Below are 17,970 nucleotides of genomic sequence, written 5' to 3'. Positions count from 1 at the left end.
CGTCAGCGGGGCACGAGGACCGGGAGGACGGCGGTGCGGATCCCGACGGTGACGGGCAGCTCCTGCAGGTAGTCGCCGTCGGCGTGAACGGGGATCGGGCGGTCGGCGCTGACGACGACTTCCTGGCCGCTGAAGGTCAGGACCTCGGCCCGCGCGACGTGGGCGCCGGTCTTCGCCTCCCCCATCGCGCTGATGAGCTTGAGCTTGTTCCCGGCACCGTCGACGGCGAGCACCTCGATGCGGCCGTTGTCGGACGCCGCGGCGGGGACCATGTGCAGGCCGCTGCCGTACCAGCCGGAGTTGGCGATCACCACCATGTGCACCGGGCCCTCGTGGACGGCACCGTCGACCTCGATCCGGAAGGCGGCGGGCTTCCAGCGGAGCGCGGCGATCGCCGGGGCGAGGCGGTACGCGAGCGGCCCCATCCAGCGCAGCTTGTTGATCAGCTCGGTGGCCACCGAGTCCAGGCCGACGTAGACGTTGCCGACGGCGATCTCGCCGCCGACGGTGAGCACGTCGAGGTCCTTGCGGCGGCCGTCGGTGAGCACGTCGGCGATGGCCGACGCCTCGTCGGGAATGCGCAGGTGGCGGGCCATGTCGTTGCCGCGGCCCGCGGTGACGATGCCCATGGGTGCGCCCGGCACGCGGAGGACGCCGGTGGCGACCTCGCGGATCTGGCCGTCGCCGCCGACCGCGACGGTCAGCGCGCCCGACGCGGCGGCCTCCTCAGCGAGCCGCCGCGCGTCGGTGCTCGACGTCGACTCGACGACGTCCGTGGAGACGTCCCGGCGGGCCAACTCCTCGGCGACGGCGGCCCACCGGGTGCGCGCGATCCCGCCGCCCGAGATGGGGTTGAGGACGGCGATGACGTCCGTGGCGGTCACGGGAGCAGGATCCCGGGGTTGAGCACGCCCTGCGGGTCGAGGGCGTCCTTGACCGCGCGCAGGGCGGTGACCTGCACGTCGCCGATCTCCTCCAGGTAGGTGGCCCGGTGGTCCGTGCCGACGGCGTGGTGGTGCGTGATCGACGCGCCCGCGGCGCGGATCGCGGCGTTGGCGGCGACCTTCGCCGCACCCCACTGGGCCAGCGGGTCCTCCAGGGCCTTCGCGATCACCGTGAAGTACAGCGAGGCGCCGGTCGGGTAGACGTGCGAGATGTGGCACATGACCACGGCGGGCGTGCCCTGCTCGCCGAGGGCGCCGGTGAGCGCGGCGGTCACGTCGGCCTTGAGCCGCTCGACGTTCGACCAGAAGGTCACGGTCTCCAGCGTCTCGACCAGCGCGCCAGCGTCGAGCAGCGGATCGCGCAGGTACGGGCCGCGGAACCGCCCGACGCGCCAAGCCTCGCCGGGCTCCTCGCCGAGGAACTCGCCGCCCAGCTCGATCAGGCGGGCGGAGACGTAGCCGTCGCGGCAGTCGACGTCGGGCTCGTCGCCCTCGAAGCCGACGACCATGAGGCAGCCGCCGACCGCGGCCTGGCCGGCGGCGCCGGGGTTCGCGAGGTTGAGGCCGGTCTCGGCCTCGTCGGACAGACGCAGCACCGTCGGGCGGACGGAGCTCTGAGCCAGCGCGCGCATGGCGGTGGATCCGGCCGCGAAGTCGGGGAAGCGCCAGCCGTAGAACCGGCGGACCGCCGGGACGGGGTGCACCCGGACGCGGACCGCGGTGACGACGCCGAAGGCGCCCTCGGAGCCGAGGAAGAGCTGCCGCAGGTCGGGGCCGGCGGCGGACTTGGGGGCGGTGCCGATCTCGGCGACGCCCTGCGGCGTGGCGACGGTGAGCCCGACGACCATCTCGTCGAACCGGCCGTAGCCGATCGAGGACTGTCCGGCGGAGCGGGTCACGGCGCAGCCGCCGATGGTCGCGCCCTCGTAGGACTGCGGGAAATGACCGAGCTCGTAGCCGTGCTCGGCGAGCAGGCGCTCCGCCTCGGGCAGGCGGGTGCCCGCCGCGAGGGTCGCGATCTGGGAGACCGCGTCGAGGTCGATCAGGCCGGACAGGCCGCGGAGGTCCAGCGCGACGACGGGGAGGGTGCGCTCGGGCGCGAGGCCGCCGGTGACGGACGTGCCGCCGGCGAACGGACTGAGCGTCAGGTCCTTGGCCGCGCACACCGCCAGCACCTCGGCGACCTGCTCCGCGGTCGCCGGCACGATCACGGCGTCCGGCGCGTCGGAGGTGTCGCCGGCGCGGAACTTCAGCAGGTCCGGCGTGGAGAAGCCGCGCAGGTGCGCGAGCCGGGTAGCGTCGTCGGTGGCGACGGTCACACCCGTCTTCTGCAGGGCCGCGAGGGCCCGGCCGGAGACGCGCGAGGGCATGAGGAAGGGCTGCTCGGGCTCGCCGGGTCCGCCGTCGATGCCGAGCATCGTGAGGGCGCCGAGCACCGACTCGGACAGATGCATGGGGTTCGCGGGATCACCCCAGCGGCCGGGCTCGAAAGCGACGACGGGCAGATCCACCTCGGACGAAGTCATGATACATTTGTACACATGATGTCGCAGGATCTCAATCCTCGGGGAACGTCCACGCGCGGACCCGCCAACGCCGTCGACGACGAGCTGATCCTCGACGCCGCGCGCGACCTGATGGCCACCATCGGCATCCGCCGCACCACGATGGCCGACGTCGCCCGCACCGCGCAGGTCTCCCGCGCCACGCTCTACCGCCGCTACCCGAACGTCCAGGCCCTGGCCGCCGCCGTGACCACGCGCGAGTTCGTCGCCGCGCTCACCGGCGTCGGCCTGTTCGACGGCGCCACCGGCCGCGAGACCGTCGCGCGCACCGTCGTGCACGTGACCGCGGCTGCCCGCTCGCACCCGCTGCTGCGCCGCATCATCGAGCTCGATCCCGAGTTCCTCATGCCCTACCTGCTGCACCGCACCGGCCGGACGTCGCGCGCCCAGCTGGAGGCCATCACCGGCGGGATCGCCGCCGGCCAGGCCGACGGCAGCATCCGCGCCGGCGAGCCCGCCGAGCACGCGGCCGTCGTGCTGCAGCTCGCGTGGTCGTCCGCGCTCACCGGGCCCGTGTTCACCGAGTCCGCCGACCTGCTCGACGCCCAGCTCTTCGACCTCATCGACCGGTACCTCGCGCCGTGACCGCCACCGTCGAGTCGATCGATCCCGCCTCCCGGCTCTCCGCCGCCCGCCGCTCCGCCGACCTCGCCGCACTGACGGCCGACCCCTCCGTTGACCTGCTTGTCATCGGCGGCGGGGTCACCGGCACCGGCGTCGCGCTCGACGCCGCGAGCCGCGGCCTGCGCGTCGCGCTGGTCGAGAAGCACGACCTCGCGTTCGGCACGAGCCGCTGGTCCTCGAAGCTCGTGCACGGCGGCCTGCGCTACCTCGCCTCCGGCGCAGTCGGGATCGCCTACGAGAGTGCCGTGGAACGCGACGCCCTGATCCGGGTGATCGCTCCGCACCTCACCCGGCCTCTCCCCCAGTTGGTTCCACTCCTCGGCGACGTCCGGCGCCGCGACGCCGCGCTCACCCGGGTCGGCTTCCTCGCCGGGGACGCGCTGCGCCTGGCCGCCCACACCCCTTCGTCCGAGCTGGCCCGGTCGCGCCGCATCTCCGCGGGAGAGGTCATCGCGATGGCCCCCACCGTGCGTCGCGCGGGCCTGCGGGGTGGCCTCCTCAACTGGGACGGCCAGCTCACCGACGACGCCCGGCTCACCGTGGGCATCGCCCGCACCGCCGCGAGCCACGGCGCGGCGATCCTCACCCACTGCGCCGCCTCGCAGGTCACGGGCACCGCCGCCACGATCACCGACGAGCTGACCGGCCATTCGGTGACCGTCCGCGCGAAGGCCGTGGTCAACGCGACCGGCGTGTGGTCGGGCACCGTCGACCCGGCGATCGCGTTGCGGCCCAGCCGCGGCACGCATCTCGTGTTCCGGCAGGAGACGTTCGGCGGGCTCACCGCGGGCCTGACGGTGCCCGTGCCCGGCGCCTTCGGTCGGTACGTCTTCGCGCTGCCGCAACCGGACGGGCGCGTCTACGTGGGCCTCACGGACGAGGAGGCCGACGGTCCGCTGCCCGACGTGCCGACGCCGTCCGACACCGAGATCGACTTCCTGCTCGCGACGGTGAACCTGGCCCTCGGCACGCCGCTGACCCGCGACGACGTCGTCGGCACCTTCGCCGGTCTGCGCCCGCTGCTCGATTCCGGCGAGGGGCGGACGGCCGACGTCTCCCGCAAGCACGCGGTGCTCACCCGCGGCGACGGCCTCGTGACCGTGGTCGGCGGCAAGCTCACGACGTACCGCCGGATGGCGGAGGACGCCGTCGACGCCGCCCTCGCGGCATCGGGCCTGACCGCCGGCCCCTGCGTCACCCGGACGCTGCCCCTGGTCGGCGCCGCGACGCGGGACGCCCTGCGGCGCGTCGACGCCCCGGAGCGGCTGGTCCGCGCCTACGGCACCGAGGCTCCCGTCGTCGTCGCGCTCGGCGCGGCCGACCCGGCGCTCGCCGCGCCGGTCGCCGACGGCACCGAGATCACCGGCGCGGAGCTGGCCTTCGGCGCGCTCGTCGAGGGCGCGATCACGGCCGAGGACCTGCTCGAGCGCCGCACGCGCCTAGCGCTCATCCCGGAGGTCGCCGCGGCGGCGACGGGTGCCGCCAGGCGCGCCCTCACCGCTCAGTGACGGTGTGCCGGAACGTTCCACGCCGGTAGCCGGTCCGGGTACTCCACCCACGCTGCCGGCCCCTCGGCGACCTCGTCGTCGGTGAGCAGCGCGCGGTCGAGCAGGGCCCGCATCCGCTCGGCGTCGAGGCGCACGCCGATGAAGACCAGCTCCTGCTGCGGCGCACCGTCGACCTGGGACCAGTAGGCGGCGGGCTCGATGGTGAGGTTCGGCCCGGCCTGCGACCAGACGCCCACCAGGTCGGGACGGCTCGCGATCCAGCAGAAGCCCTTGCTCCGGAGCACCGCCCGCACCTCCGCCAGCGACTCGAGCAGCCGCTGCGGATGGAACGGCCGGTCGGCCCGGTAGGCGGTCGAGGAGATGCCGTACTCCTCCGTCTCGGGCGTGTGGCCGCCAATCACCTCGTCGTCCCATCCGGCGACAGACGACGCGGCCTCGCGATCGAACAGGCCGGTGCCGATCACCTCGGCGACCGCGATCTCGCCGCGCGGCAGCGGCCGCACCCGCGCCCGTGGATTGAGCCGCCGCACGGTCGCCTCGACCGCGCCGCCGGCCGCGGCGGAGACCAGATCCAGCTTGCTGATGAGCACGACGTCGGCGAATTCGACCTGGTCGATGAGCAGGTCGGCGATGGACCGCTCGTCGCCCGCGGCCGCGCCGAGGCCGCGCTGCGCGAGGCTGGAACCGCGCGCGATCTCGCCGAGGAACGTGCTGGCGTCGACCACGGTGACCATCGTGTCGAGGGCGGCGAGGTCGCCGAGACGGCTGCCGTCGTCGAAGGTCCAGTCGAACGTCGCGGCCACGGGCATGGGCTCGGAGATGCCGGTGGATTCGATGACGAGGTGATCGAAGCGGGGCAGCCCCTCGGGGGTGCGCTGGCGCGCGATCGCCCCGACGGCGTCGACGAGGTCCTCGCGCAGGGTGCAGCAGATGCACCCGTTGCTGAGCTCGACGAGCTTCTCCTCGGTGCGATCGAAGCCGCCGAGATCGACCAGCGCGGCGTCGACGTTGACCTCGCTCATGTCGTTGACGATCACCGCGACGCGCAGGCCGTCGCGATTGGTGAGCAGGTGGTTGAGGAGCGTGGTCTTGCCGGCGCCGAGGAAGCCGGAGAGGACGGTGACGGGCAGTGGGGCTGAGTCGGTCATGCCACTAATAGTAATCGTTTTCATTAGTGGCGCGAGGGCGGCCCCGTCACTCGCCGCCGTAGTGCACCGACATCGCCGGGAAGTAGTCGCCGAAATCGGGTGTCGCACTGCCGGTCTCGGCGGCGACGAGCGCGTCGAGGTAGTACTCCCAGCCCGGCCCCACCTCCGTGGCGTTGGCCGCGGCATCGAGGTGGTGGACGAACGTCAGCCGGGTGCGGTCACCGTCCCGCTCGACGAGCGCCTCGAGGTTCCACTCGCCGTACTCGTCCTTGGAGTGCACGCCCAGCCTGCGGGGCGGCTCGCACGCCGTGATGGTCATCGGCATGACGGGAGCGCCCTCCTCGAAGCCCATCGTCACCTGCACGACGGATCCGACGCCGGGCTCACCCGTCCAGGGGCCGAACCACCGCGCCGTCCGCTCCGGCTCCGTGATCGAGGCCCAGACGTCGTCGACGCCCGCGTCGAAGTACCGCTCGAGAATCAGGTCGCGTCCGCCGTCCGTCGGCTCCACGCGCCCCGTCGCCTGCTTGGTCATGCCGTTCCCCGTTCTCGTGGTCCGTCGATCTCAGTGGTCCCGCCCGCGGCGCGGGCGTGGTCGCGCCGGGTGCGGCGCACCTCGGTGTCCAGCGCGGGCGAGGCGAGCAGGCCCGCGAGCCGGGCGGGGCCGCGAACCCGCGCCAGCCAGCCGTCGACTTCCTCGAGAGCGGCGAGCCGCAGCGCGTACGAGCGCTCGCGCCCGTCCTCGCCCGACGGTCCGCCCTCGACGACGCCCGCGTCGCGGAGCACGCGCAGATGCCGGCTGACAGCCGGCCGGCTGATGTCGAACTCGGCGGCGATCTGCCCCGCGGTCATCGGAGCCGCGCTCAGCAGCAGCACGATCCGCCGACGCACCGGGTCGGCGATGGCCGCGAAGACGCTCACCTCAGAAGCGTAACGCATTGGTTACGCACCTGTCTAGAAGAGCGACTCCTGCAGGTCCGGCGCGGCGGAGCCGTGGACCCGCGGGGTGCGCGGCGCACGCTGCGGCGGGCTCGCATACGGATCCTCCAGGCGCAGCAGCCCGAACTCCTCGAGCATCGGCGTGACGCGGGCGCGCAGGTGCGTGCGGTAGTCGGCCGAGACCCGGCCGGTGGAGCCGTACAGCTGGCGGTAGCGCCGCACCAGCATCGGATGATTCTCCGACAGCCACCCGAGGAACCAGTCCCGGTACCGCCCCGTGAGATTCAGCGCCATGACCGAGGCGCTGGCCGCCCCGGCATCCGCGAGCGCCGCGATCAGCGCACGCAGCGAGACGACGTCGTCGGTGAGATACGGCACGACCGGCGCGACCATCACGTGACAGTCGAAGCCCGCGTCCGCAATGGCCCGAATGAGCTCCAACCGGGCCTCGGGCTTCGGCGTCCCGGGCTCGAGCGAGCGCTGCAGCTCAGGATCGAGCAGCGCCAGCGACACCGACAGCTGCACCGGCACGCGCGTCGCGGCCGTGGTGAGCAGCGGCAGGTCGCGCCGCAGCAGCGTGCCCTTGGTGAGGATCGAGATCGGCGAGCCCGCGCCGGCCAGCGCCCCGATGACGCCGGGCATGAGCCGGTACCGGCCCTCGGCGCGCTGGTACGGGTCCGTGTTGGTGCCGAGCGCCACCGGCTCGCCCTTCCACGACGCGCGGCGCAGCTCCTTCTTGAGCACCGAGACGAGATTCGTCTTCACCACGATCTGCGAGTCGAAATCGCCGCCGGCATCGAACTCGAGGTACTCGTGGCTCGACCGGGCGAAGCAGTACGTGCACGCATGGGTGCACCCGCGGTACGGATTGACGGTCCAGGAGAAGGGCATCGCCGAGGACTCCGGCAGCTTGTTCAGCGCACTCTTGCAGAGCACCTCGTGAAAGGTGATGCCCTCGAACTCGGGCGTCGTGACCGTGCGCCCCACGCCCTCGAGGCCGGGCAGCGCACGCACGCCCGAACCGGCATCACTCAGCAGCTGACCGTCCCATCGCACACCGCTAGTCGAACATTTTGTTCGAGCGCAGTCAAGCGTTCGAACACCGCGCGTCTACCACGGCGGCCGGGCGATCTCGTCCACCTCGTCGGCCGTGAAGACCAGCTCCTCGGCGCCGCCGACCTCCCGCGCGATCCCGGCCGCGCGGAACAGCGGGCGGTCGCGCATCGGCGTCGACGAGGCCTGCGACCTGGACTGTTCCGCGAGCACCCGCCCGATGTCACGCACCTCCGCGCGACGGTTGCGGTCCAGCGCCTCCGCGAGCCGGCGGGTGCCCAGCATCGGCAGCTCGCGGCCGCGCACCCGGCCCCGGCCGGGCCCCTCGTACAGGGCGACCGGGAGGCGCACCGTCGTCCTCCCGTGCCGGATGCGCAACGACACCTGGGCGAACCGCGCCACCTCGGCGACGAGGTCGACCTCGTCGGCGTCCATGAGGTTGACCCGCTGCGTGCGCAGCGTCCGCCGGGTGAGCACGCGGTGATCGAGCACCACGCGCCGCCGCGCGACGCCGAGGTACCCGCCCAGGCCCGGCGCGGCACCGGCGAGCAGCACCGCGGTGCCCCACACCGGGCCCGCCACAACGGTCACGACGACGGCGACCACGACGGTGACGAGAAGCCCCACCGCCACCGCGCGGCGCACCTTCGGCAGCACCACGCGGGGCGGGATCAGATCCACATCGACGGCGTCCTCCGCGCTCAGCTCCCGCGGGTCGCGGGCGCCGGGCTCGGCGGGACTGGACGACACGCGGGCTACCCTGCGCTCTCGGCGCTCTCGGTCACGATCACGTCCACGACGGTATCGATCGGGAGCGCGCGCTGCTCCCCCTTCGCCAGATCCTTGACCATGACGACGCCCTGCTCGAGCTCCGCATCACCCAGGATCAGCGCGAAGCGGGCGCCCGAACGGTCCGCGGCCTTCATCGCGCCCTTCATGGCGCGGTTCCCGTAGGCCATGTCGGCCGCGACGCCGGCCAGGCGCAGGCGGCCGAGCAGCGGCACCATGGCGTCGCGCGCGGCGTCCCCGAGCGGCACGCCGAAGGCCACCACGCGGGGCGCCGCCGGTGCGCGCTTCCCCTCCGCCGTGAGCGCCAGGAGCGTGCGGTCGACGCCGAGCCCGAAGCCGACGCCGGTGACGCCCTCGCGGCCGCCGAGCTGCTCGACGAGGCCGTCGTACCGGCCGCCGCCGCCGATGCCCGACTGCGCGCCGAGGCCGTCGTGGACGAACTCGAAGCAGGTCTTGGTGTAGTAGTCGAGCCCGCGGACCAGCCGCGGGTTGACCACGTAGGGCACGCCCAGCGCGTCGAGGTAGCCGAGCACCTTCTCGAAGTGCTCCTTCGGCTCCGCCGTGAGGTTGTCGATCATGAGCGGCGCATCGGCGGTCATCGCCTTGACCTCGGGCCGCTTGTCGTCGAGCACCCGCAGCGGGTTGATCTCGGCGCGACGCCGGGTCTCCTCGTCGAGGTCGAGCGCGAAGAGGAACTCCTGCAGCTTCTCGCGGTACTGCGGGCGGCACGTCGCGTCGCCGAGGCTCGCGACCTCCAGCCGGAAGCCGTCGAGCCCGACGCTGCGGTAGGCCCGGTCCGCCACGGCGATCACCTCGGCGTCCAGCGCCGGGTCGTCCACGCCGATGGCCTCCATGCCCACCTGCTGCAGCTGCCGGTAACGCCCCTCCTGGGGACGCTCGTAGCGGAAGAACGGGCCCGCGTAGGCCGCCTTCACCGGCAGCTGGCCGCGATCGAGGCCGTGCTGCAGCACCGCGCGGACCACGCCCGCGGTGCCCTCGGGGCGCAGCGTCACCGAGCGGTCGCCGCGGTCGGCGAAGGTGTACATCTCCTTCGCGACCACGTCCGTCGACTCGCCGACGCCCCGCGCGAACAGCGTGGTGTCCTCGAAGATCGGCAGCTCGATGTAGCCGTATCCCGCCTCGGCGGTCGCCCGCAGCAGCGCGGTGCGCACGGCGAGGAAGTCGGCGGAGCTGTTCTTCTCCCCCGACGGCACCGGGATGTAGTCGGGAATGCCCTTGGGAGCCTGGAAGCTACCGGCGCTCACAGTCCGTATCGTCCTTTCCGCTCACCCGGCGTCTGCGTGCCGGTGAGGCCCTGCAGGAACGGGTTCGACGCCCGCTCCCGTCCGATGGTGGTGGCGGGGCCGTGCCCGGGCAGGACGACGGTGTCGTCGCGCAGGGGCAGCAGCTTCGCCGCGATGGATTCGAGGAGCCGCTCGTGGCTGCCGCCCGGCAGGTCCGTCCGGCCGATCGAACCCTGGAACAGTACGTCGCCGTCGAAGGCGACGGTGACGGTCTCGCCCTCGACAGGGGTTCCGGCACCGTCGACGGCGGGGGCCTCGACGGTGAAGACGATCGAGCCCGCGGAGTGGCCCGGCGCATGGTCCACGCCGAACGTGATCCCGGCGAGGGTGACGGGCTCGCCGTCGACGAGGTCGATGACCTTCTGCGGCTCGACGAAGACCTGGTCGCCGATCATCGCGCCGAGCGCGGCGCCGATGCCGACGGCGGGATCCGCGAGCATCGCCCGGTCGCCGTCGTGGATGTGGACGGGGATGCCGTACTCGTCGGCGAAGGGCTGCGCGGTCCACGTGTGGTCGAGGTGACCGTGCGTGAGCAGGACCGCGACCGGGTTCAGGCGATGCTCGGCCAGCAACTGCTTGAGCGGCGCGACGGCGTCCTGACCGGGGTCGATGACGACGGCGTCGGAGTCCGGACCGGCCGCGACGACGTAGCAATTGGTCTGGAACACCCCCGCGGGGAATCCGGTGATCAGCATCCGACCATTGTGGCACCAGACCCGGTGACGGCGTCTATCAGGTTTAGCTGGCAGACTTGGCGATCAGTTGTGCCCGCCGGATGTCGGTAATGAGGAGGTCGTCACACCGTGCCGAGCAATGAAGAGCGCCGCCAGGCAGCCCGCGAGAAGCTGGCCAAGCAGAACGAGCGGCGTGAGTCCGACGCGCGCAAGCGCAAGGTGAAGGCCATCGGAGCAGGTGTCGCCGTGGTGGCGGTGGCCGCCGTCGTGGCCGCCTACATCTGGGTCCCGGCGGGTCCCCGCGCTCCCCTGCGCGTGGCCGCGGAGAACAAGTACAAGTCGCTCCACGTGACCTGTGACTTCGGCGACCGCGACCCCGCGGCCGATGCGCGCAAGAACCTCGACGCGCAGAAGAAGCAGATCGCGACGATGCGTACCCAGATCGCCGACGCGCAGAAGCGCCTGCCGACGATGCCCGCGGATCAGCAGGCCTCCTTCAAGCAGCAGATCGACGCGGCGATCGAGCAGACCGACGCCTCGGAGAAGACGATCGCGGAGGCGGAGAAGCAGCTGCCGCAGCTGGACAGGCTCGCCGAGCGCAACAAGTCGCTCACCAAGCCCGAGGGCAAGGACGTCCCGAACACCGGCACCATGACGGGCACCATCACCACCAACGCGGGCCCCATCGGCTTCGAGCTCGATCGCTCGAAGGCGCCGTGCAACGTGGAGACCTTCGTCGCACTGATGCAGGCCAAGTTCTTCGACGCCACGACCTGCCACCGCGAGACGGCCAGCGAAGCCGCCGACAAGAAGAGCGGCCTCTACGTGCTGCAGTGCGGCGACCCGTCGGCCACCGGCCTCGGCGGCCCGAGCTGGACCTCGCCCGACGAGGCGCCGAAGTTCCTCAAGCCGGCGACCGCGGAGGCCAACCCGATGGCGGCCTCGCAGAACGTGATCTACCCGGCCGGGACGATCGCCGTCGCGAACGCGAACCAGCAGTCGAACCCGCAGACGGGCCAGGAGGGCACCTACAACACGGGCTCGAGCCAGTTCTTCCTCGTCTACAAGGACACCACGCTGCCCGCGAACTACTCGGTGATCGGCAAGACGGATGACGCCGGCCTGACCGTGCTGCAGATGATCGCGAAGAAGGGCATCGTCCCGAAGCCGGGCGACCCGGCCCCGAAGCCGGGCACCCCCGTCACCGACGGTAAGCCCAAGGACCCGGTGAACATCACCACCATGGCCCTCGCCGGCCAGTAGTCCGACGTACGAGGAAGGCCCCCGCTCCGGCGGGGGCCTTCGTCGTTCGGGGCGCGCCGCGACCGTGCGGTGCCGGCGGAACGCTACTGCGCCGAGGTCACACGGTAGACGTCGTAGACGCCCTCCACGTTGCGCACGACGTTGAGCACGTGCCCGAGGTGCTTCGGGTCCCCCATCTCGAAGGTGAAGCGCGACACGGCGACCCGGTCGCGCGACGTGGTCACCGAGGCGGAGAGGATGTTGACCTTCTCGTCGGCGAGCACCTTCGTCACGTCCGAGAGCAGGCGGTGCCGGTCGAGCGCCTCGACCTGGATCGCGACCAGGAACACCGACGACGCGGACGGCGCCCACTTCACGTCCAGGAAGCGCTCGGGCTCCTTGCGGAGCTCGGCGACGTTGGTGCAGTCGGTGCGGTGCACGCTGACGCCGCCGCCGCGGGTCACGAAGCCGACGATCTCGTCGCCCGGCACGGGCGTGCAGCACTTGGCGAGCTTCGCGAGCACGCCCGGCTGCCCGGTGACGAGCACGCCCACGTCGGTCGTCGCGGTCGGACCCGAGATCGTCGACGGGGTGCTGCGCTCGGCCAGCTCCTCCGTCGCCTCCTCGATGCCGCCCAGCTGCTCGAGCATCCGCTGCACGACGGTGTGCGCGGACACCTGGTGCTCGCCCACGGCCGTGTACAGCGCGGAGACGTCCGCGTAGCGCAGTTCCTTGGCGATCCCCGCCATCGACTCCGCGTTCGTCAGGCGCTGCAGTGGGAGGCCCGAACGGCGCACCTCCTTGGCGATGGCGTCGCGGCCGTTCTCCAGCGCCTCCTCGCGGCGCTCCTTGGCGAACCACTGCCGGATCTTGGCCTTGGCCCGCGGGGAGACGACGAACGTCTGCCAGTCGCGCGACGGGCCCGCGCTCTCGGCCTTGCTGGTGAAGACCTCGACGACCTCGCCGTTCTCGAGCTTGCGCTCGAGCGCCACGAGCCGGCCGTTGACGCGGGCGCCGATGCACCGATGACCCACCTCGGTGTGCACGGCGTAGGCGAAGTCCACGGGGGTGCTACCCGCGGGCAGCGTGATCACGTCGCCCTTGGGGGTGAAGACGAAGATCTCCTTGACCGCGAGGTCGTAGCGGAGCGATTCGAGGAACTCCCCCGGGTCCGCGGCCTCCCGCTGCCAGTCGAGCAGCTGGCGCATCCACGCCATGTCGTCGACCTCGGTCAGGTCCGAGCCCTTGGCGCCGCCGCCGGAGCGCCCCTTGGTCTCCTTGTACCGCCAGTGCGCGGCGATGCCGAACTCGGCGGTGCGGTGCATCTCCCGGGTGCGGATCTGCACCTCGAGCGGCTTGCCCTCCGGGCCGATCACCGTGGTGTGCAGCGACTGGTAGACGCCGTAGCGCGGCTGCGCGATGTAGTCCTTGAACCGGCCGGCCATCGGCTGCCACAGCGAGTGGACCACGCCGACCGCGGCGTAGCAGTCGCGCACCTCGTCGCACAGGATCCGCACGCCGACCAGGTCGTGGATGTCGTCGAAGTCGCGGCCCTTGACGATCATCTTCTGGTAGATCGACCAGTAGTGCTTGGGCCGTCCCTGCACGTCGGCGACGATCCGCTGGGCCGACAGCGCGCCGTTGATCTCGGCGCGCACGGCCGCCAGGTAGGTGTCGCGCGACGGTGCGCGGTCGGCGACGAGCCGCACGATCTCGTCGTACTTCTTCGGGTGGAGGATGGCGAAGGCCAGGTCCTCCAGCTCCCACTTCACCGTCGCCATACCCAGGCGGTGCGCGAGCGGCGCGATCACCTCGAGGGTCTCGCGGGCCTTGCGGGCCTGCTTCTCCGGCGGCAGGAAGCGCATCGTGCGCATGTTGTGCAGCCGGTCCGCGACCTTGATCACCAGCACCCGCGGGTCGCGGGCCATCGCGATGATCATCTTGCGGATCGTCTCGGCCTCGGCGGCGTTGCCGAGCGCCACCTTGTCGAGCTTGGTGACGCCGTCCACGAGGTGCGCCACCTCGGAGCCGAACTCGGCGGTGAGCTGCTCGAGCGTGTACCCGGTGTCCTCGACGGTGTCGTGCAGCAGCGCCGCGACCAGCGTCGTGGTGTCCATGCCCAGCTCGGCGAGGATCGTCGCCACGGCCAGCGGATGGGTGATGTACGGGTCGCCCGACTTGCGCATCTGGCTGGCGTGCCGCTGCTCCGCGACGTCGTAGGCGCGCTCGATCAGCGCGACGTCCGCCTTCGGATACACCTCCCGGTGCAGGGCCACCAGCGGTTCCAGGACCGGCCGGACGTGGTTGCGCGTGCCCGTCATCCGGCGGGCGAGGCGCGCCCGGACCCGGCGGGTGGTCGAGCCCGTCGTCTCGAGGTTGGGCGGGGCCGGCTGCGACGAGGCGACAGGCGTACCCGCGGAGTCGGAACCCTGAGACTGCAGCGACATGGTGCCTCCCCGCCCGGACGACGTGACTGGACTAGGGATTCAGCCTACCGAGATAGCCGACACCGCGATGGCACCGCCGGGCAATTCCTGCAGTCGGGCGCGTCCGCCGAGCGCCTCGAGCTCGAGGACGACCGAGACGCGGTCGACGATCGCGCCCGCGCGCCGCAGCAGCGCGACCGCCGCCGAGACGGTGCCGCCGGTGGCGAGCACGTCGTCGACGATGAGGATCCGCTTGCCCTCCAGCGCGATGCCCTCCGCGGGGATCTCCAGCGCCGCGGAGCCGTATTCGAGCTGGTACTCCTCACGCAGCACGGGCGGCGGCAGCTTGCCGGCCTTCCGCACCGCGAGAGTGCCCACGCCCAGGCGCAGGGCCACGCCGGAACCCAGGAGGAAGCCCCGCGCGTCCAGCCCGGCCACCAGGTCGACGGTGGCGTCGCCGTCCGGCCCGCGACCGGCCGCGGCGAGACCGTCGATGACGGCGGCGAGTGCGGCACCGTCGGCGAAGACCGGCGTGAGGTCGGCGAAGACCACCCCCGGCTCCGGGAAGCCGGCGACGTGCCGCGTGTGCGCGGCGACGGCCGCGCGGGCCGCGTCAGTCACGACGACGGCTGCGCTTGGTCTGCGGGCGGGCCGGCGCCTTGTCGAGCTGCACCGCGCCCGCATCCGTCGCGGCCACCGCGTCGGCGGTCTCCCCTGCCTCGGCGCGCGCCCGGCGGGCCAGCACCTTCTCGTTGTGCGCCTTGTACTGCGGGCGGCGCTCCTTGAGCGTGACCAGCAGCGGCGCCGCGAAGAAGACCGACGAGTAGGTGCCGACCACGACGCCGACCAGCTGGATCAGGCCCAGGTCCATGAGCGTGCCGACGCCGAGCATGCCGGCGGCGACGACCATCAGCGCGATGATCGGCAGCGCCGAGATCACCGTGGTGTTGATCGAGCGCATGAGCGTCTGGTTGATCGCGAGGTTCGCCTGTTCGGCGTACGTGCGCCTACTGGTGTTGAGCACGCCGCGCACGTTCTCCTCGACCTTGTCGAAGACGACGACCGTGTCGTACAGCGAGAAGCCGAGGATCGTGAGCAGGCCGATCACCGTCGCCGGGCTGACCTCGAAACCGGACCAGGCGTACACGCCGGCCGTGACCACCACGTCGAAGAACAGCGACGCGAGCGCGGCGAGCGCCATGTCCCACTCGCGGAAGCGGACGGCGATGTACACCGTGACCAGCACGAGGAAGACCGCGAGGGCCAGGAGTCCGCGCTGGGTGATCTGATCGCCCCAGGTCGAGCTCACGCCCGAGAAACTGATCGTGTTCTCGGCCGGCTTGCCGTCCTGCGCGGGCGGGTGGAAGGTCTCGAACAGGGCGTCCCGCGCCTGGGTGATCTGGTTGTTGCTCAGCTCGGACAGCGCCACCTGGTAGGTCTGCGCCGCGCCGGTGCCGGCGGTCTGCACGGCCGAGGGCTCGACGCCCGTCGCCTCGCGCACCGTCTCGCGCACCTTGGCCGTGTCGACCTGGGCGTTCCCCACGGGGAACGAGATCTGCGTGCCGCCCTCGAAGTCGATGCTGAACTTGAAGCCGGGGATCAGGATGCCCAGGATGGCGATCACGATGATGACGCCGGTCGCGAGGTAGTACCGGTTGCGCTTGCCGACGATGTCGAAGGCGCCGGTGCCGGTGTAGAGCTTGGTGAAGAACGAGGCCTTCTTCTCGCTCTCGATGCTGGTGTCGGTCATGCGGACGCCTCCCCGGTGGTAGCTGCGGCGCGCTTGCGCTCACGGCCGATCGCGGCCACGGCGCCGAGGCCGTTCATCGACGGCTTGGCGAAGAACTCGGTCTTCGATGCGAAGTACACGAGCGGGTGCGTCACGAGGAAGACGATGACGACGTCGAGGATGGTCGACAGGCCGAGCGTGAAGGCGAAGCCCTGCACGTCGCCCACGGCCAGCACGTAGAGCACGACGGCGGAGAGCAGCGAGACCGCGTTGCCCGTCCAGATGGTGCGGCGGGCGCTCGCCCAGCCGCGTGGGACCGCGGACCGGAAACTCCGGCCTTCTCTGATCTCGTCCTTGATGCGTTCGAAGTAGACGACGAAGGAGTCGGCGGTCATGCCGATGCCGATGATGATGCCGGCGATGCCCGCGAGGTCGAGCGAGTAGCCGATCCACCGGCCCAGCAGCACGAGGAGGCCGTAGAGCAGGGCGATCGACAGCGCCAGCGACAGCGCGACGAGCACGCCGAGCGCGCGGTAGTAGGCCAGCGCGTAGATGAGCACGAGGACCAGGCCGATCGCGCCGGCGATGAGGCCGGCCTTGAGGGACTCGAAGCCGAGCGTCGCGCTCACGGTCTGCGCGGTGCCGGGCTTGAACGAGAGCGGCAGCGAGCCGTACTTGAGCACGCCCGCCAGGTCGCCGGCCGTCTGCTGGTTGAAGTCGCCCGTGATCTGGGTCTGGCCGCCGGTGATCGGGCCGTTGATGTTCGGCGCGGTGATGACCTGCGAGTCGAGGACGAAGGCGGCCTGCTTGCCGACGTTCTTCGAGGTGAAGTCCGCCCACACCCGCGAGGCCTCGCCGGTGAACTCGAGGGTCACGACGTACTGGACCTGGTTCTGCGGAATACCCGAGGACGCGTTCTTGATCGACTGACCGTCGATGATCGCGGGGCCCAGCGTGTAGACGGCGCTGGGTTGCCCCTCCTTGCGCTCGTCGGGCCGATCGCAGGTGATGAGGGGCTTCGACGGGTCGTCGTTGCCGGCCAGCGGGTCCGACGGGGCGTTGCAGTTGAGGGTCTCGATCGCCTTCTTCTGCACCGCGGGGTCGGTCGACTGGCGCGTGGCGCGCGCCTCGTCGATCGCCTTCTTCGCGGCCGCCGGATCGGTCAGGTCGGGCGCGGGCGTGTTGACCGCGGGAGCCGCCTGCGTCGCCAGCACGGGGCGCACCTTGAGCTGGGCCGTCTGGCCGAGGGTGCGGGCCTGGTCGCCGTCGGAGCCGGGCACGGTGATGATCAGGTTCCGCCCGCTGATCTTGACCTCCGAGCCGGAGACGCCGAGACCGTTGACGCGCTTGTTGATGATGTCGCGCGCCTGCTCCATCTTCTCCGCCTCGGGCGCCTTCCCGTCGGGCGTGACGGCCTGCAGCACGACGGAGGTGCCGCCCTGCAGGTCGATGCCGAGTTTGGGCGTCGGCTCGCGGTCACCGGTGAAGAACACCAGCCCGAAGACCGCGATCAAGATCAGCCCGAAGGCGATGAGGAGCCGCGACTCGGTGCGGTCGCTGCTCGATGTTTTCCTGGCCACGGGCGGTTACGACTCCTCGGCGTGGAGAACTTCCCCGGCGGAGGTCCGCCGGAGAAGTTCGTCGGTGGTGACGGTGATGCGGGTCAGCGGTCCTCGGAGCGCTTGTCCAGGTCGATCTGGCCCTCGTCCTCGGTGATGGTCTCGATCGACGGGGCGTCGAGCTCCTCCGGGGTCAGGACCTTGGCGACGGCGCGCCGCACCCAGGTGGTGCTGATGCCGGGGGCGATCTCCAGGTCGATCGTGTCCTCGCCGAGGCCGACGACGGTGCCGTACAGGCCCGTGCTGGTCATGACCTTGGTACCCACGGTGAGGGCGGCCTGCATCTCCATGGTCTCGTTCATCTGCTTCTTCTGCTTCCGGAACTGGAAGAACATGAAGACGAGCATCAGGACGAGCAGAAGGGGCAGCAGCAAATTGCCCATGATTGGTTAATCCTCCGTGGTCG

Annotated in this window: 17 protein-coding genes; 3 read left to right on the top strand and 14 right to left on the bottom strand. The window is 71.6% G+C overall.

All coding sequences use genetic code 11. From position 1 onward, the window contains the following. Positions 1-2: 2 nt before the first annotated feature. Together LB823_RS01580 and LB823_RS01575 are read right to left on the bottom strand one after the other, a co-directional pair. Positions 3-884, bottom strand: a complete 882-nt coding sequence (locus LB823_RS01580; RefSeq protein WP_224645005.1) for a diacylglycerol kinase family protein — start codon at positions 882-884, stop codon at positions 3-5. Further along, the gene (locus LB823_RS01575; protein ID WP_224645004.1) at positions 881-2,470 is read right to left on the bottom strand and encodes an FAD-binding oxidoreductase; all 1,590 of its coding nucleotides are present in this window, start codon (positions 2,468-2,470) and stop codon (positions 881-883) included. Before LB823_RS01575 ends, LB823_RS01580 begins: the two co-directional genes overlap by 4 nt. Before the next feature lie 15 nt (positions 2,471-2,485). On the opposite strand from LB823_RS01575, the gene LB823_RS01570 reads away from it, so the two are divergent. Both LB823_RS01570 and LB823_RS01565 read left to right on the top strand, forming a co-directional pair. After that, positions 2,486-3,094: a TetR/AcrR family transcriptional regulator gene (locus LB823_RS01570; protein ID WP_224645003.1), complete on the top strand. Its 609-nt coding sequence runs from the start codon at positions 2,486-2,488 to the stop codon at positions 3,092-3,094. Beyond that, on the top strand, positions 3,091-4,641 hold the full coding sequence (locus LB823_RS01565) for a glycerol-3-phosphate dehydrogenase/oxidase (RefSeq protein WP_224645002.1): 1,551 nt from the start codon (positions 3,091-3,093) through the stop codon (positions 4,639-4,641). The genes LB823_RS01570 and LB823_RS01565 overlap by 4 nt, the downstream gene beginning before the upstream one ends. On the opposite strand, the gene LB823_RS01560 is transcribed toward LB823_RS01565, so the two are convergent. The 7 genes from LB823_RS01560 to LB823_RS01530 are packed head-to-tail and all read right to left on the bottom strand — an operon-like array spanning position 4,635 to position 10,569. Then, positions 4,635-5,789, bottom strand: coding sequence for a GTP-binding protein (locus LB823_RS01560; protein WP_224645001.1), 1,155 nt, complete (start codon positions 5,787-5,789; stop codon positions 4,635-4,637). The two genes, LB823_RS01565 and LB823_RS01560, sit on opposite strands and share 7 nt — an antisense overlap. A 46-nt stretch (positions 5,790-5,835) precedes the next feature. Next, positions 5,836-6,324 carry an SRPBCC family protein gene (locus LB823_RS01555; protein WP_224645000.1) on the bottom strand — a complete coding sequence of 163 codons (489 nt, stop codon included), beginning with the start codon at positions 6,322-6,324 and terminating at the stop codon, positions 5,836-5,838. Next, positions 6,321-6,710 (bottom strand): metalloregulator ArsR/SmtB family transcription factor, encoded by a 390-nt coding sequence (locus tag LB823_RS01550; RefSeq protein WP_224644999.1) that lies wholly within the window; start codon positions 6,708-6,710, stop codon positions 6,321-6,323. Before LB823_RS01550 ends, LB823_RS01555 begins: the two co-directional genes overlap by 4 nt. Before the next feature lie 33 nt (positions 6,711-6,743). Beyond that, positions 6,744-7,784 (bottom strand): Rv2578c family radical SAM protein, encoded by a 1,041-nt coding sequence (locus LB823_RS01545; RefSeq protein WP_224644998.1) that lies wholly within the window; start codon positions 7,782-7,784, stop codon positions 6,744-6,746. Between the two features lie 54 nt (positions 7,785-7,838). Further along, positions 7,839-8,531: a hypothetical protein gene (locus LB823_RS01540; RefSeq protein WP_224644997.1), complete on the bottom strand. Its 693-nt coding sequence runs from the start codon at positions 8,529-8,531 to the stop codon at positions 7,839-7,841. Between the two features lie 5 nt (positions 8,532-8,536). Further along, positions 8,537-9,835 (bottom strand): histidine--tRNA ligase, encoded by a 1,299-nt coding sequence (hisS, locus tag LB823_RS01535; protein WP_224644996.1) that lies wholly within the window; start codon positions 9,833-9,835, stop codon positions 8,537-8,539. After that, entirely contained in the window at positions 9,832-10,569 is a 738-nt protein-coding gene (locus tag LB823_RS01530) for an MBL fold metallo-hydrolase (RefSeq protein WP_224644995.1), read from the bottom strand. The genes hisS and LB823_RS01530 overlap by 4 nt, the downstream gene beginning before the upstream one ends. A gap of 108 nt (positions 10,570-10,677) precedes the next feature. Between LB823_RS01530 and LB823_RS23960 the strand changes: the two genes are divergently transcribed. Then, positions 10,678-11,811, top strand: a complete 1,134-nt coding sequence (locus tag LB823_RS23960) for a peptidylprolyl isomerase (RefSeq protein WP_224644994.1) — start codon at positions 10,678-10,680, stop codon at positions 11,809-11,811. Between the two features lie 83 nt (positions 11,812-11,894). Here LB823_RS23960 and LB823_RS01520 read toward each other — a convergent pair whose 3' ends face one another. From LB823_RS01520 to yajC, 5 genes are all read right to left on the bottom strand, one after another. Beyond that, positions 11,895-14,237 (bottom strand): bifunctional (p)ppGpp synthetase/guanosine-3',5'-bis(diphosphate) 3'-pyrophosphohydrolase, encoded by a 2,343-nt coding sequence (locus tag LB823_RS01520; protein WP_224644993.1) that lies wholly within the window; start codon positions 14,235-14,237, stop codon positions 11,895-11,897. Positions 14,238-14,276: 39 nt separating this feature from the next. Continuing rightward, positions 14,277-14,837 carry an adenine phosphoribosyltransferase gene (locus tag LB823_RS01515; RefSeq protein WP_224644992.1) on the bottom strand — a complete coding sequence of 187 codons (561 nt, stop codon included), beginning with the start codon at positions 14,835-14,837 and terminating at the stop codon, positions 14,277-14,279. Further along, on the bottom strand, positions 14,830-15,966 hold the full coding sequence (gene secF, locus LB823_RS01510) for a protein translocase subunit SecF (protein WP_224644991.1): 1,137 nt from the start codon (positions 15,964-15,966) through the stop codon (positions 14,830-14,832). The genes LB823_RS01515 and secF overlap by 8 nt, the downstream gene beginning before the upstream one ends. Further along, complete coding sequence (secD, locus tag LB823_RS01505) at positions 15,963-17,525, bottom strand: protein translocase subunit SecD (RefSeq protein WP_224644990.1); 1,563 nt, start codon at positions 17,523-17,525, stop codon at positions 15,963-15,965. The genes secF and secD overlap by 4 nt, the downstream gene beginning before the upstream one ends. A gap of 83 nt (positions 17,526-17,608) precedes the next feature. Further along, positions 17,609-17,947, bottom strand: coding sequence for a preprotein translocase subunit YajC (yajC, locus tag LB823_RS01500; protein WP_224644989.1), 339 nt, complete (start codon positions 17,945-17,947; stop codon positions 17,609-17,611). Positions 17,948-17,970: the final 23 nt, after the last annotated feature.

It is taken from the genome of Tsukamurella sp. M9C, from assembly GCF_020169415.1.
Taxonomy (GTDB): Bacteria; Actinomycetota; Actinomycetes; order Mycobacteriales; family Mycobacteriaceae; genus Tsukamurella.
Note: the sequence above shows the minus strand (reverse complement) of the source record. Positions and strands in the feature narration are given on the sequence as shown.